The sequence below is a fragment of the Caulobacter rhizosphaerae genome (genome assembly GCF_010977555.1).
GTDB classification, from domain to species: Bacteria; Pseudomonadota; Alphaproteobacteria; order Caulobacterales; family Caulobacteraceae; genus Caulobacter; species Caulobacter rhizosphaerae.
On sequence record NZ_CP048815.1, the window covers coordinates 3,171,752 to 3,185,016 of the forward strand.

At 66.4% G+C, this 13,265-nt stretch carries 16 protein-coding genes; all 16 read right to left on the bottom strand.

Going from position 1 to position 13,265, the window contains the following annotated elements:
• Positions 1 to 1,440 carry an NADH-quinone oxidoreductase subunit NuoN gene (nuoN, locus tag G3M57_RS14445; RefSeq protein ID WP_163231319.1) on the bottom strand — a complete coding sequence of 480 codons (1,440 nt, stop codon included), beginning with the start codon at positions 1,438 to 1,440 and terminating at the stop codon, positions 1 to 3.
• 8 nt (positions 1,441 to 1,448) lie between these two features.
• Entirely contained in the window at positions 1,449 to 2,933 is a 1,485-nt protein-coding gene (locus G3M57_RS14450) for an NADH-quinone oxidoreductase subunit M (protein WP_056750050.1), read from the bottom strand.
• A 10-nt stretch (positions 2,934 to 2,943) separates the two neighbouring features.
• Entirely contained in the window at positions 2,944 to 5,052 is a 2,109-nt protein-coding gene (nuoL, locus tag G3M57_RS14455; RefSeq protein ID WP_163231321.1) for an NADH-quinone oxidoreductase subunit L, read from the bottom strand.
• A 5-nt stretch (positions 5,053 to 5,057) separates the two neighbouring features.
• The gene (gene nuoK / locus G3M57_RS14460; protein WP_028037628.1) at positions 5,058 to 5,363 is read right to left on the bottom strand and encodes an NADH-quinone oxidoreductase subunit NuoK; all 306 of its coding nucleotides are present in this window, start codon (positions 5,361 to 5,363) and stop codon (positions 5,058 to 5,060) included.
• Positions 5,360 to 5,977 carry an NADH-quinone oxidoreductase subunit J gene (locus G3M57_RS14465; protein ID WP_056750048.1) on the bottom strand — a complete coding sequence of 206 codons (618 nt, stop codon included), beginning with the start codon at positions 5,975 to 5,977 and terminating at the stop codon, positions 5,360 to 5,362. The genes nuoK and G3M57_RS14465 overlap by 4 nt, the downstream gene beginning before the upstream one ends.
• 84 nt (positions 5,978 to 6,061) lie before the next feature.
• A complete protein-coding gene (gene nuoI / locus G3M57_RS14470) occupies positions 6,062 to 6,553 on the bottom strand; it encodes an NADH-quinone oxidoreductase subunit NuoI (RefSeq protein WP_028037630.1) in 492 nt (163 codons plus the stop codon).
• A gap of 10 nt (positions 6,554 to 6,563) precedes the next feature.
• Positions 6,564 to 6,800 (bottom strand): hypothetical protein, encoded by a 237-nt coding sequence (locus G3M57_RS14475; protein WP_230983804.1) that lies wholly within the window; start codon positions 6,798 to 6,800, stop codon positions 6,564 to 6,566.
• Entirely contained in the window at positions 6,797 to 7,045 is a 249-nt protein-coding gene (locus tag G3M57_RS14480; RefSeq protein ID WP_056750046.1) for a hypothetical protein, read from the bottom strand. The genes G3M57_RS14475 and G3M57_RS14480 overlap by 4 nt, the downstream gene beginning before the upstream one ends.
• Entirely contained in the window at positions 7,042 to 8,115 is a 1,074-nt protein-coding gene (gene nuoH / locus G3M57_RS14485) for an NADH-quinone oxidoreductase subunit NuoH (protein WP_163231323.1), read from the bottom strand. Before nuoH ends, G3M57_RS14480 begins: the two co-directional genes overlap by 4 nt.
• A gap of 4 nt (positions 8,116 to 8,119) precedes the next feature.
• The gene (gene nuoG, locus G3M57_RS14490; protein ID WP_163231325.1) at positions 8,120 to 10,180 is read right to left on the bottom strand and encodes an NADH-quinone oxidoreductase subunit NuoG; all 2,061 of its coding nucleotides are present in this window, start codon (positions 10,178 to 10,180) and stop codon (positions 8,120 to 8,122) included.
• Positions 10,181 to 10,186: 6 nt separating this feature from the next.
• Positions 10,187 to 11,506: an NADH-quinone oxidoreductase subunit NuoF gene (gene nuoF, locus G3M57_RS14495; protein WP_056750039.1), complete on the bottom strand. Its 1,320-nt coding sequence runs from the start codon at positions 11,504 to 11,506 to the stop codon at positions 10,187 to 10,189.
• A gap of 3 nt (positions 11,507 to 11,509) precedes the next feature.
• Positions 11,510 to 11,776: a hypothetical protein gene (locus G3M57_RS14500; protein ID WP_056750037.1), complete on the bottom strand. Its 267-nt coding sequence runs from the start codon at positions 11,774 to 11,776 to the stop codon at positions 11,510 to 11,512.
• Positions 11,773 to 12,003, bottom strand: a complete 231-nt coding sequence (locus G3M57_RS14505) for a hypothetical protein (protein ID WP_028037637.1) — start codon at positions 12,001 to 12,003, stop codon at positions 11,773 to 11,775. Before G3M57_RS14505 ends, G3M57_RS14500 begins: the two co-directional genes overlap by 4 nt.
• Complete coding sequence (locus tag G3M57_RS14510) at positions 12,000 to 12,245, bottom strand: hypothetical protein (protein WP_163231327.1); 246 nt, start codon at positions 12,243 to 12,245, stop codon at positions 12,000 to 12,002. Before G3M57_RS14510 ends, G3M57_RS14505 begins: the two co-directional genes overlap by 4 nt.
• Complete coding sequence (nuoE, locus tag G3M57_RS14515; protein ID WP_163231329.1) at positions 12,245 to 12,931, bottom strand: NADH-quinone oxidoreductase subunit NuoE; 687 nt, start codon at positions 12,929 to 12,931, stop codon at positions 12,245 to 12,247. The genes G3M57_RS14510 and nuoE overlap by 1 nt, the downstream gene beginning before the upstream one ends.
• A complete protein-coding gene (locus tag G3M57_RS14520) occupies positions 12,928 to 13,260 on the bottom strand; it encodes a nuclear transport factor 2 family protein (protein WP_056751473.1) in 333 nt (110 codons plus the stop codon). Before G3M57_RS14520 ends, nuoE begins: the two co-directional genes overlap by 4 nt.
• Between the last annotated feature and the right edge of the window lie 5 nt (positions 13,261 to 13,265).

A 13,265-nucleotide genomic window follows, 5' to 3' on the forward strand; every position in this document is an offset into this window, starting at 1 on the left:
TCACGCGTGGCCAAAGGCCGCCGCGGCGGCCCTGGCTGCGGGATCGAGCCAGATCAGGGCGACCAGCACGACCGGGAACGAGAAGGCCGCGGCCACGAAGCCGACCGCGCGGGCGATCGGTTGGGGCTTGTCGACCGCGCCTTCGGCGGCGTCGAACCACATCGTCTTGATCAGGCGCAGATAGTAGAACGCCGCGACCACGCTGCCGACCAGGCCCAGCACCGCCGCCCATTGCAGCAGCACGTCGCCCGAGCCCATGGCCGCGCCGAAGACATAGAACTTGGCCCAGAAGCCCGAGAACGGCGGCATGCCCAGGGCCGACAGCGAGAACGCCGTCATGGCCACGGCGACGCCCGGACGGTGCTTCACCAGCCCCGCCATGTCCTCGATGGTCTCCATCGGCTTGCCGTCGCGCGACAAGGCTTGAAGACAAGCAAAGAAGCCGGTGACGTCGACCATGTACAGGGTCATGAACAGCAGCATCGAATGCAGGCCGGTCTCGCCGCCGGTCGCCACGCCCAGCAGGGCGTAGCCGACATTGGCGATCGAGCTGTAGGCCCACAGGCGCTTGAGGTTGTTCTGGGCCAGGCCGGCGAAGGCGCCGACGAAGACCGAGGCCAGGGCGGTGATCACCAGGATCTGGCGCCACTGGGCCACCGAGTCCGGGAAGGCGTCGCCCAGCACGCGGGCGAACATCATCATCGCGGCCAGCTTGGGCGCGGCGGCGAAGAAGCCGACGACCGGGGTCGGGGCGCCTTCGTAGACGTCGGGCGTCCACATGTGGAACGGCGCGGCCGAGACCTTGAACGCCAGGCCGCACAGCAGGAACACCAGGCCGAACAGCAGGCCCATGCCGTGCGTCCCGTGGGCCACGGCGGCGATGTCCTCGAAGCGGGTCGAGCCGGCGAAGCCGTAGATCAGCGAGGCGCCGTACAGCAGCAGGCCCGACGACAGCGCGCCCAGCACGAAGTACTTCAAGCCCGCTTCCGACGACTTGGCGTCGTCGCGGCGGAAGGCGGCCAGCACGTACAGCGCCAGGGACTGCAGCTCGACGCCGACATAGAGGCTGATCAGGTCGCCGGCCGAGGCGGTGACGCCCATGCCCAGCGCCGACAGGATCACCAGCACGGCGTATTCGAACTTCTGGTCGCCGCGGACGGCCAGCCAGCGGTCGCCCAGCACGATGGCCAGGGCGCTGAAGCCGTAGATCGCGACCTTGGCGTAGGTGGCGGCGGCGTCGGCGGCGTAGACGCCGTTGAAGGCGTGGCCGTGCGGCCCGACCACGGCGGCCGCGGCCGCGCCCAGCAGGGCCAGGACGGCCGCGCCGGTGAACAGCGGGGTGACCTTGCCGTGGAACGCGCCCCAGACCAGCAACACCAGGGCCGAGGCCCCGAGGATGACTTCGGGAAGAACGAGGGAGAAGTTGGCGGCGAACGTCATGGGGTCCCTCACCCGCCCACGGCGGCGCGCCAGGCGCCGACGAGCCCGTCGACGGACGACGCGGTCAGGTTGAAGATGAGATTGGGATAAACGCCGAGCACCAGGGTGCCGATGATCAGCGGGGCGAAGATCAGGATTTCACGGGCGTCCAGGTCGGTGATGGTCTTGAGCTCGGGATTGACGATCTCGCCGAACATCACGCGGCGGTACAGGTTCAGCGCATAGACGGCCGACAGGATCACGCCCGTGGTGGCCACCAGCGCCGTCCAGGTCGAGGCCTTGTAGGTCCCGGTCATGGTCAGGATCTCGCCGACGAAGCCCGATGTGCCCGGCAGGCCGACATTGCCCATGGTGAACAGCATGAACACCGCGGCATACCAGGGCATGCGGTTGGTGAGGCCGCCATAGAAGGCGATCTCGCGGGTGTGCATGCGGTCATAGACCACGCCGACGCAGAGGAAGAGCGCGCCCGAGATCAGGCCGTGGCTCAGCATCTGGAAGATCGCGCCCTGCTCGCCCTGGGCGTTGCCGGAGAAGATGCCCATGGTCACGAAGCCCATGTGGGCCACCGACGAATAGGCGATCAGCTTCTTGATGTCGGTCTGACGGAAGGCGACCAGCGAGGTGTAGACGATGGCGATGGCCGACATCGCGAACACCAGGGGCTGGAACAGCTCCGAGGCGTTGGGGAACATCGGCAGGCTGAAGCGCAGGAAGCCATAGCCGCCCATCTTCAGCAGGATGCCCGCCAGGATCACCGAACCGGCCGTCGGCGCCTCGACGTGGGCGTCGGGCAGCCAGGTGTGGACCGGCCACATCGGCATCTTGACCGCGAAGCTGGCGAAGAAGGCCAGCCACAGCCAGGTCTGCAGCCACGGGGCGAACTTGAAGACCATCAGCGCCGGGATCGACGAGGTGTGGGCGATGGCGATCATCGACAGGATGGCCGCCAGCATCAGCACCGAGCCGAGCAGGGTGTAGAGGAAGAACTTGTAGGCCGCGTAGACCCGGCGCTTGCCGCCCCAGATGCCGATGATCAGGAACATCGGGACCAGGCCGCCCTCAAAGAAGAGGTAGAATAGGATCAGGTCCAGGGCGCAGAACACGCCGACCACCAGGGTCTCGAGGACCAGGAAGCAGATCAGGTATTCGACCACGCGTTTGTCGACCGACTTCCAGCCGGCGATGATGCAGATCGGCAGCAGGAAGGTGGTCAGCAGCACGAACAGGATCGAGATCCCGTCCACGCCCATCCGGTAGTGCAGGCCCGCGAACCAGTTGAGGTCTTCAACGAACTGGAAGCCCGGGTTCTTGGCGTCGAACTGGGCGACCAGCACGACCGACAGGGCGAAGGTGACCAGGGTGGTCGCCAGGGCGATCCACTTGGCCAGGGTGTCCGTCTTGGCGTTGTCGCCGTGCAAGGCGCGCGCGCCCAGCAGCAGGACCACGCCGACGAGCGGGGCGAAGGTGGTGAGGCTAAGCAGGCCGGTCATCGATCCGTCCTCAACGGAATGCGTAAAGGGCGAACGTCAGCAGGCCGGCGACGCCGAGCAGCATGACGAAGGCGTAGTGGTAAAGATAGCCGGACTGCAGCTTGCCGGTCCGGCGGCCGACTTCGTAGCTGACGGCGCTGACGCCGTCGGGGCCGAGGCCGTCGATCAGCTTCTGGTCGCCGCCCTTCCAGAACAGGTCGCCGAGGAACTTGGCCGCGCGCACGAAGGTCGCCTGGTACAGCTCGTCGAAGAACCACTTGTTGTAGAAGAACACGTAGAGCGGGCCGTTGCGGGCCGCCAGGGCGGCGCCCAGGCGCTCATTGCCCTTGATCAGATAGACCCAGACGGCGATCGCCAGGCCCAGGATCGAGGCGACCAGCGGGCTCCACTTCACCAGCTCGGGGACCTCGTGGGCCTCGTGCAGCACGTGGTTGGTCGGGGCGTTGTAGATCGCGCCGCGCCAGAATTCCTGCTGGTGATGGCCGACGAAGAAGTCGGTGAACACGAAGCCGGCGAAGACCGCGCCGATCGACAGCACGATCAGCGGGAACAGCATCACCCACGGGCTCTCGTGCGGCTTGTGGTCATGGCCGTGACCGTGGTCGTCGTGCCCATGGGCGCCATGAGCATCGTCCGGAAGCGGCTCGTCATGGGTTTCGGCGTGGGCGTGGTCGTCATGACCATGGGCGGCGTGCGCGTCATGCCCGTGATCGGCGGCGTGATGATCGTCATGACCCCAGCGGGCCGTGCCGTTGAAGGTGAAGAACGCCAGGCGCCAGGAGTAGAACGAGGTCAGGCCGGCCACCAGCACGCCGATCACCCACGCGAACATGGCCACGCCGTTGTGCGTGCCCGCGGCGTAGGCGGCCTCGATGATGGTGTCCTTCGAGTAGAAGCCGGCGAAGCCCAGGTGCAGCGGCGGGAAGCCCAGGCCCGTGATGGCGATCGTACCGATGGTCATGGCGATGAAGGTCACGGGCAGCAGCTTGGCCAGGGCGCCGTATTTCCGCATGTCCTGCTCATGGTGCATGCCGTGGATCACCGAACCGGCGCCCAGGAACAGCAGCGCCTTGAAGAAGGCGTGGGTGAACAGGTGGAACATCGCCGCCTGGTAGGCGCCGACGCCGGCCGCGAAGAACATGTAGCCCAGCTGCGAACAGGTCGAATAGGCGATGACCCGCTTGATGTCGTTCTGGGTCAGGCCGACCGTGGCCGCGAACAGGGCCGTGATCGCGCCGATCACCGTGACGATGTTCTTGGCGACGGGCGCGTATTCGAACATCGGCGACAGCAGGCACAGCATGTAGACGCCGGCGGTGACCATGGTCGCCGCGTGGATCAGGGCCGAGACCGGGGTCGGGCCCTCCATGGCGTCCGGCAGCCAGGTGTGCAGGAAGAACTGCGCCGACTTGCCCATGGCGCCGATGAACAGCAGGAAGCAGGCGATGTCGACCAGCGGGAAGGTGTGGCCGGCGAACTGCCAGGTGCGCGGCGCGCTGGCGGCGATCATCTGGAACAGGTCGTGGAAGTTGATCGTGCCGTAGGCCCAGAACACCGTCATGATGCCGAGCGCGAAACCGAAGTCCCCGACCCGGTTGACGACGAAGGCCTTGATCGCCGCGGCGCTGGCGGTCGACTTCTTGAACCAGAAGCCGATCAGCAGGTACGAGGCCAGGCCCACCCCTTCCCAGCCGAAGAACAGCTGCATGAAGTCGGCGGCGGTGACCAGGGCCAGCATGGCGAACGTGAACAGCGACAGGTACGCGAAGAACCGCGGCTTGCTGTCGTCCTCGGCCATGTAGCCCCAGGAATAGATGTGCACGAGGGCCGAGACCGTCGTCACCACGATCAGCATCACGCTCGACAGGGCGTCGATGCGGACCGACCAGTTGGAGACGAAGTTCCCGACGTGGATGAAGGGCAGCAGGTTGACCGTGAAGGCCTCCATGTGGCCCCAGGTCCACTGGCTGAAGGTGTACCAGCCCAGGGCGCAGCTGAGGATCAGCGCGCCCGTGGTGACGGCCTGCGAGGCGACGTTGCCGATGCGGCGGCCGAACAGGCCGGCGATGATCGCGGCGAGCAGCGGCGCAAGGACGAGGATGGTGACGAGAGTCTGCACTGCGATCAGCCCTTCATCACGCTGGCGTCGTCGACGGCGATGTCGCCGCGGTTACGGAAGAACGTCACCAGGATCGCCAGGCCCACGGCCGCTTCGGCCGCGGCGACCGTCAGCACGAACATGGCGAAGATCTGCCCCGTCACGTCGTGCAGATAGACCGAGAAGGCCACCAGGTTGATGTTCACCGCCAGCAGGATCAGCTCGATCGACATCAGGATGACGATGATGTTCTTGCGGTTCACGAAGATGCCGAAGACGCCGATCGTGAACAGGATGGCGGCGACGACGAGATAGTGAGACAGGCCGATCATTCGCTGATCCCCTCGCCCGGCTTGATCTGCACGATTTCCATTCCGGTCTTTGGCGTGCGGGCGATCTGCTTGCCGATGTCCTGGCGCTTGACGCCCGGCTTATGGCGCAGGGTCAGGACGATGGCGCCGATCATGGCGACCAGCAGCACCAGGCCCGCCAGTTGGAAGAAGAAGATGTAGTCGGTGTAGAGCACCCGGCCGATCGCCTCGGTGTTCGGCACGCCGGCGGGCGAGGCCATCGGGGCGGCGTTCTTGCCGGCCGCGCCGTTCGTGGCCACCGTCGCGGCGACGAAGATCATCTCCAGCGTCAGGATCCCGCCGACCAGCCCGCCGATCGGCAGGTATTGGGCAAAACCCTGCCGCAGCTCGGCGAAGTCGACGTCGAGCATCATCACGACGAACAGGAACAGCACCGCGACCGCGCCCACATAGACGACGATCAGCAGCATCGCCAGGAACTCCGCGCCCATCAGGACGAAGAGGCCGGCGGCCGAGAAGAAGGCGGTGATCAGGAAGAGCACCGAGTGCACGGGGTTCTTGGCCGAGACGACGAGAAGACCCGCCACCACGGTCGCTACCGCGAGCAAATAGAAAGCTATCGCCGGCAAGGCCATCGGCCCAGGTGCTCCCTCAAAAACCACAAAACAACGACGGGTCGGAGGACCGGTCGCCTAACCCTCGGAATCGCGCCCCGTCCTTTAGCGGTAGGGCGCGTCCAACTCCAGATTCTTCGCGATCAGCCGCTCCCAACGGTCGCCGTTGTCGAGCAGCTTTTCCTTGTCGTAGTAAAGCTCTTCGCGCGTCTCGACGGCGAACTCCAGGTTCGGGCCCTCGACGATGGCGTCCACCGGGCAGGCCTCCTGGCACAGGCCGCAGTAGATGCACTTGACCATGTCGATGTCGTAGCGGGTCGTGCGGCGGCTGCCGTCGTCGCGCGGCTCGGCCTCGATGGTGATGGCCTGGGCCGGGCAGATGGCCTCGCACAGCTTGCAGGCGATGCAGCGTTCCTCGCCCGACGGATAGCGACGCAGGGCGTGCTCGCCGCGGAAACGGGGCGATTGCGGGCCGCGCTCGTTCGGATAGATCACGGTCTTCTTGGGCGCGAGCATGTACTTCATGCCCAGGCCGAAGGCGCCCGCGAAGTCGAGCAACGCCACGCCCTTGATCGCCTGTGTGATGCGCTGGAACACCAGAGCTCTCCTAACACTTCTCTTTTGGGAAGGGACGCACGTCCCTGCCCGCTTCGATCTGTTCCCGGCGGATGGACTGCCGGATGATGCATTCCTTGGCCTTGGCGTCGGCCTGTTGGCGCGCCTCGACCTGTTCGTCCAGGGACCCCGTCCGCGGCGGCGGGAGGCCGCGCGGATGTTCCCATGTGGCGCACCCGGACAAGGCGATCATCGCGATCAATCCGGTCCAGCGCGCCGTCCGTGTCATTTTCCGCCCCTTGGGATGACGCAGGTGTAGTTCGAAAGCTGGGTGGGGTCGCCCCCGTCCTGCTTGGCCTCGATCTTGCCGCCGTCGGCGACGCATTTCTCGCTGTCCCGGCGAAGCTGATCGTAGCTAGCCGTGCCGCGCCCCAGCGAATAGGACGCCTTGGCCGGCGCCGCGCCGTCGGTCGCGCAGCCGGTCAGGGCCAGGGCGAGACCGGCGAGCGCCAGGTATGTCCTCCCGGCGATCACACCTGCAGCCCGAAAACGCGCCAGGCCGAAACCAGCATCACCAGCACCAGCGACATCGGCAGGAAGACCTTCCAGCCCAGGCGCATCAGCTGGTCGTAGCGGTAGCGGGGCACGATGGCCTTGGCCATGGCGATCATGAAGAACCAGAAGACGATCTTGGCGAAGAACACGACCGCCAGGAACAGATTGGCCCAGAAGGTCGGCCAGGCGCTCAGGAAGCCCGTCGGGAAGCCCGGGTTCCAGCCGCCGAAGAACAGGACGCTGATCATCGCGCACATCAGGACGATGTTCGAATATTCGGCGACCATGAACAGCAGGTACGGGGTCGAGCTGTACTCGACCTGGTAGCCGGCCACGAGTTCGGATTCGGCTTCGGGCAGGTCGAACGGCGGGCGGTTGGTCTCGGCCAGCGCCGAGATGAAGAACATGCCCATGGCGATCACCATCACCGGCATCAGGATGATGTTCTTCAGGCCAGCGCCGCCGAACACGTTCCAGTTCCAGATCCAGCCGCCTTGCTGCGAGACGATCGAGGTCAGGTTCATCGTGCCGGCCAGCAGGATCACCGTGATGATGATCAGGCCGATCGATACTTCGTACGACACCATCTGCGCGGCCGAACGCAGCGCGCCCAGGAACGGGTACTTCGAGTTCGAAGCCCAGCCGCCCATGATGATGCCGTAGACGCCCAGCGAGCTCATCGCCAGCAGGTACAGGATGCCGACGTTGAGGTTGGAGACCACCCAGCCCGGCGCGAACGGCACCACGGCCCAGCCGACGAAGGCCAGGACCAGGCTCAGCAGCGGGGCCAGCAGGAAGATCACCTTGTCGGCGCCGGCCGGGATGATGATCTCCTTCAGCACGAACTTGAAGAAGTCGGCGAAGGACTGCAGCAGGCCGAACGGACCCACCACGTTGGGACCCTTGCGCATCTGCACGCCGGCCCAGATCTTGCGGTCGGCCAGCAGCAGGAAGGCCAGGCTCAGCAGCACCCAGATCACGACCAGCAGGATCCCGCCGGTGGTCAGCAGGGTCCAGGTGACGGCGGGGTTGGAGAAGAATTCGCTCACCGGCCTACTCCGCCGCGATCTTGGCGGCGCCGGAAGCCGTGGCCGCGCATTCGGCCATGGTCACGCTGGCGCGCGCGATGGGATTGGTCAGGTGGAAGGCCTTGATCGAGCTTTCGAAGGGCGCGTCCGAGAGCTCGCCCGCGCCGCCCAGGCCCGACAGGTCGAACGACGTGGCCACCGAACCGGGAGCGTAGTCGATCTGGCCGAAGGTCGGGTGCTCGGCGAACAGTTTGGCGCGCAGCTGGTCCAGGCTGTCATAGGGCAGCTTGGCGCCCAGGTGCTCGGACAGGGCTCGCAGGATCGACCAGTCTTCCTTGGCCTCGCCCTTGGGGAACACCGCCCGCTCGCCCATCTGGACGCGGCCTTCGGTGTTCACATAGAGGCCGCTCTTCTCGGTGTAGGCGGCGCCCGGCAGGATGACGTCGGCCTTGTGGGCGCCGGCGTCGCCGTGGGTGCCCAGATAGACCTTGAAAGCGTCCGAGGCGGCGGTCTCGCACTCGTCGGCGCCCAGCAGGAACAGCACGTCCAGCGCGCCCGGCTTCAGCATCTCCGCCGTCGACAGGCCGCCCTCGCCCGGAACGAAGCCCAGGTCCAGGCCGGCCACGCGGGCGGCGGCGGCGTGCAGCACGTTCCAGCCGTTCCAGCCATCACGCACCACGCCGAAGGTCTTGGCGACGGCCGCGGCGGCCTTCAGCACGGCGCCGCCGTCGGCGCGGCTGAGCGCCCCCTGGCCGATGATGATCGCCGGACGCTGGGCGTTCTTCAGAGCGGTGACGAAATCGTTCTTGGCCTTGGCCAGGCCCGACAGGGTCTTGGTCCCCGCGCCGAGATAGTCGTAGTCGAAGGTCAGATCGGCCTGCTGGCCGATCACGCCGAAGCGGGTCTTGCCGGCGATCCACTGCTTGCGGAAGCGGGCATTGAGAACCGGGGCCTCTAGGCGCGGATTGGCGCCGACGAACAGCACCACGTCGGCGTTTTCAATGCCGGCGATCGTCGAGTTGAACAGCCAGCTTTCGCGCGGGCCGTAGCCCAGGGCCGAACCGTCCTGACGCGCGTCGAGGTTCTTCACGCCCAGGGCGGTGAACAGATCCTTGGTCGCCTTCAGGCTTTCGGCGTCCTGCAGATCGCCGGCGATCACGCCGATGCGCTCCGGCGCAGCGGCCTTGATCTTGGCGGCGACCGCGGCGAAGGCCTGGGCCCACGACGCCGGCTGCAGCTTGCCGCCGACGCGGACGTACGGACGGTCCAGACGCTGGCGCTGCAGGCCGTCGACGGCGTAGCGCGTCTTGTCGGAGATCCACTCTTCGTTGACGTCCTCGTTGACGCGCGGCAGCACGCGCAGCACCGCATTGCCGCGGGCGTCGACGCGGATGGCCGAGCCCAGGGCGTCCATGACGTCGACGCTCTCGGTCTTCTTCAACTCCCAGGGCCGCGCCTCGAAGGCGTAGGGCTTGGAAGTCAGGGCGCCGACCGGGCACAGGTCGATGACGTTGGCGCTGAGCTCCGACGTCACCGCCGCACCCAGATAGGTGGTGATTTCAACGTCTTCGCCGCGCGAGATCAGGCCAATCTCCGGCGAGCCGGCGACTTCGGTGATGAAGCGGACGCAGCGCGTGCACTGGATGCAGCGCGTCATCACGGTCTTGATCAGCGGGCCCATGGCCTTTTCTTCGACCGCGCGCTTGTTCTCTTCATAGCGGCTGTCGTCGCGGCCATAGCCCATGGCCTGGTCCTGCAGGTCGCACTCGCCGCCCTGGTCGCAGATCGGGCAATCCAGCGGGTGGTTGATGAGCAGGAACTCCATCACCCCTTCGCGGGCCTTCTTGACCATCGGGGTCTTGGTGAAGATCTCCTGGCCCTCGGCGGCCGGCAGGGCGCATGACGCCTGCGGCTTGGGCGGGCCGGGCTTCACCTCGACCAGGCACATGCGGCAGTTGCCGGCGATGCTCAGGCGCTCGTGATAGCAGAAGCGCGGGATCTCCTCCCCGGCCAGTTCCGCCACCTGCAGAACCGTCATGCCGGGCTCGAACTCGACCTCGACGCCGTTGACCTTGGCGATTGCCATAATCGTTTACTCCGCCGCGATCAGCTTGGCGCCCTGCACGTGCAGGCGACCGCTACGATAGGATGCGATCCGCTCCTCCACCTCGTGGCGGAAGTGGCGGAACAGGCCCTGGATCGGCCAGGCGGCCGCGTCGCCCAGGGCGCAGATGGTGTGACCCTCGACCTGGGTCGTGACGTCCAGCAGGGTGTCGATCTCTTTCGGATCGGCCTCGCCGGTGGCCATGCGCTCCATGACGCGCCACATCCAGCCGGTGCCTTCGCGGCACGGCGTGCACTGGCCGCAGCTCTCGTGCTTGTAGAAGTAGCTCAGCCGGGCGATGGCGCGGACCAGGTCGGTGGACTTGTCCATGACGATCACGGCGGCGGTGCCCAGGCCCGAGCGCAGGTTGCGCAGGGCGTCGAAGTCCATCGGCAGGTCTTCGCACTGCTCGGCCGGGATCATCGGCACGGACGAGCCGCCCGGGATCACGGCCTTCAGGTTGCCCCAACCGCCGCGGATGCCGCCGCAGTGGTCTTCCATCAGCTGACGGAAGGGGATGCTCATGGCCTCTTCGACGTTGCAGGGCAGGTTCACGTGGCCCGAGACGCAGAACAGCTTGGTGCCGGCGTTGTTGGGGCGGCCAAAGCCGGCGAACCAAGACGCGCCGCGACGCAGGATCGTGCCGGCGACGGCGATGCTCTCGACGTTGTTGACGGTGGTCGGCATGCCGTACAGGCCCGCGCCGGCCGGGAACGGCGGCTTCAGGCGCGGCTGGCCCTTCTTGCCTTCCAGGCTTTCCAGCAGGGCGGTCTCTTCGCCGCAGATATAGGCGCCGGCGCCATGGTGGACGTAGAGGTCGAAGTCCCAGCCGTGGACGTTGTCCTTGCCGATCAGCTTGGCCTCGTAGGCCTGCTTGATGGCGGCTTCCAGCACTTCGCGCTCGCGGACGTATTCGCCGCGGATGTAGATGTAGCAGGCGTGGGCCAGCATGGCGCGCGAGGCGATCAGGCAGCCTTCGATCAGGAGGTGCGGATCATGCCGCATGATCTCCCGGTCCTTGCAGGTGCCCGGCTCGGATTCGTCGGCGTTGACGACCAGGTAGTGCGGACGGCCGTCCTTCACTTCCTTGGGCATGAACGACCACTTCAGGCCGGTGCCGAAGCCCGCCCCGCCCCGGCCGCGCAGGCCGGAGTTCTTCATGTTGTCGATGATCCAGTCGCGCCCGGCGTCCAGGATGTCCTTGGTGCCATTCCAGCAGCCGCGCTTCTTCGCGCCCTCGAGGCCCCAATCGTGGAGACCGTAGAGGTTCGTGAAGATGCGGTCCTTGTCTTCGAGGATACCGACCATGACTCAGCTTTGCGGATCGAATGGATGGGCGCGCACATAGCGCGTCCGACGAATGATGACATAGGCGAAAAGCGACCAGGCGGCGCCGATCACCAGGAAAGCGACCGGAACGGCCCAGGCGGGCGCGCCCTGGCCCATCCGGCCCCAGATCAGGAGCATCGCCCCGACCAGGGAGCCGACCAGGCCGGCGATGCGCTCGTTGCGGTAAAGACCCCGGATGGCCTTCACATAGGCCACGCGCTTGGCCAGGAGTTGGGGATCGTCGGTCACGACGCCTTGCCCTCCCCGTCCCGCTTGGCGGCCTTCATCCAGCCCAGGATGAACCAGATCTGCGCGCCCAGGCCGACGGCGATGGCGCCGATGAACACCGGCGCCAGCCAGCCGATGCCGGCCGCGACGTAGCCGATGACCGCCGCGCCGGCCAGCACGAAGCAGACCACGTCGATGGCGAACATCGTGGTCAGGCGCTTCTTCTGGATGGCGTCGGCGGGATTCATTCGACGATCTTCGGGTTGGACCTGGCGGCGGCCGCTCTCTCGGCCTTGATCCGTCCGGTGTAGCGCAGGATCACGAAAAGCATGGGCATGCCGCCCAGCAGGATGATCAGCACGAAGGGAAGTTCCTGATTGAACGTCAGGTACGTCCACACCCCAGCGCCCATGCACGCCCAGTTGAAGACGAGCGCGAGCTGGAAGGCTCTCGTCTTCACAAGGTTCGGCTGGGGCGAAAGCTGGTTCATCAGGCCGCCGGCTCCGTCTTCGGGGCCTTCTTCGGCTTTTCGGGCAGGTTCGGGATCTTGATCTTCTTGGCCAGCGAGCCGTCGTACAGCTTCGGATCGGTCAGGGTGTGGATCGCGCCCTTCGGTTCCGACGCGCCGCGGCCTTCGTAGCTGCCCGGCTGCGGCGACTTGCCGGCGGCGAAGTCGTCGAGGATCTGGGCCAGGCTCTCCGGCGTCAGGTCCTCGTAATAATAGTCGTTGATGGCGGCCATCGGCGCGTTGCAGCAGGCGCCCAGGCACTCAACCTCTTCCCAGCTGAACTTGCCGTCGGCCGAGACCGCGTGGGCCTCGCCGATCTTGGCCTTCAGCACGGCCTTCAGGTCCAGCGCGCCGCGCAGCTGGCACGGCGTGGTGCCGCACAGCTGGACGAAGGCGACCTTGCCGACCGGCTGCAGCTGGAACATCACGTAGAAGGTGGCGACCTCCAGCACGCGGATGACCGGCATCGAAAGCTGGCGGGCGATCTCCTGGATCGCGGGCTCGGAAACCCAACCTTCCTGTTTCTGGGCCAGCCACAGCATCGGGATCACCGCCGACTGCTTGCGCTCGGCGGGGTACTTGGCTTTCCACCAGTCCGCCTTGGCCTGGCTCTCGGTCGAGAACGCAAAGCTGGCCGGCTGTTCCTTGGCGAGGCGACGAACGCTCATCGTGCGAAATCCACGCGGGCGATCTTGTCGCCCCTGAAGGTGTAGATGGCGGCGACCTGGAAGGGCGCGTCGCCGTTGCCGCGGTCGACGTGCTCGTGATCGATCACGTTCGCGCCCACCACGATGCGGTTGAGAAGCTTGGCCTTGTTGTTCGGGAACTGCGCGAACGCGGCCGCGTACCAGGCGCGATAGGCCTCGATGCCCGTGCGCGCCACCTCGCCGTTCAGGCCGGCGACTACGACGTCGTCGGTGAAATGCGCGCAGTGGGCGTCCAGGTCCTGGACGTTGTAGGCGTCGAGCTGGGCCTGGGCCACTTTTTCGAGGGCGATGGTTT

Coding starts and splice junctions, on each gene's coding strand:
- nuoN (WP_163231319.1), bottom strand. CDS start 1,440: ATGACGTTCGCCGCCAACTTCTCCCTCGTTCTTCCCGAAGTCATCCTC.
- G3M57_RS14450 (WP_056750050.1), bottom strand. CDS start 2,933: ATGACCGGCCTGCTTAGCCTCACCACCTTCGCCCCGCTCGTCGGCGTG.
- nuoK (WP_028037628.1), bottom strand. CDS start 5,363: ATGATCGGCCTGTCTCACTATCTCGTCGTCGCCGCCATCCTGTTCACG.
- G3M57_RS14465 (WP_056750048.1), bottom strand. CDS start 5,977: ATGGCCTTGCCGGCGATAGCTTTCTATTTGCTCGCGGTAGCGACCGTG.
- G3M57_RS14475 (WP_230983804.1), bottom strand. CDS start 6,800: ATGACACGGACGGCGCGCTGGACCGGATTGATCGCGATGATCGCCTTG.
- nuoG (WP_163231325.1), bottom strand. CDS start 10,180: ATGGCAATCGCCAAGGTCAACGGCGTCGAGGTCGAGTTCGAGCCCGGC.
- nuoF (WP_056750039.1), bottom strand. CDS start 11,506: ATGGTCGGTATCCTCGAAGACAAGGACCGCATCTTCACGAACCTCTAC.
- G3M57_RS14505 (WP_028037637.1), bottom strand. CDS start 12,003: ATGAATCCCGCCGACGCCATCCAGAAGAAGCGCCTGACCACGATGTTC.
- G3M57_RS14510 (WP_163231327.1), bottom strand. CDS start 12,245: ATGAACCAGCTTTCGCCCCAGCCGAACCTTGTGAAGACGAGAGCCTTC.
- nuoE (WP_163231329.1), bottom strand. CDS start 12,931: ATGAGCGTTCGTCGCCTCGCCAAGGAACAGCCGGCCAGCTTTGCGTTC.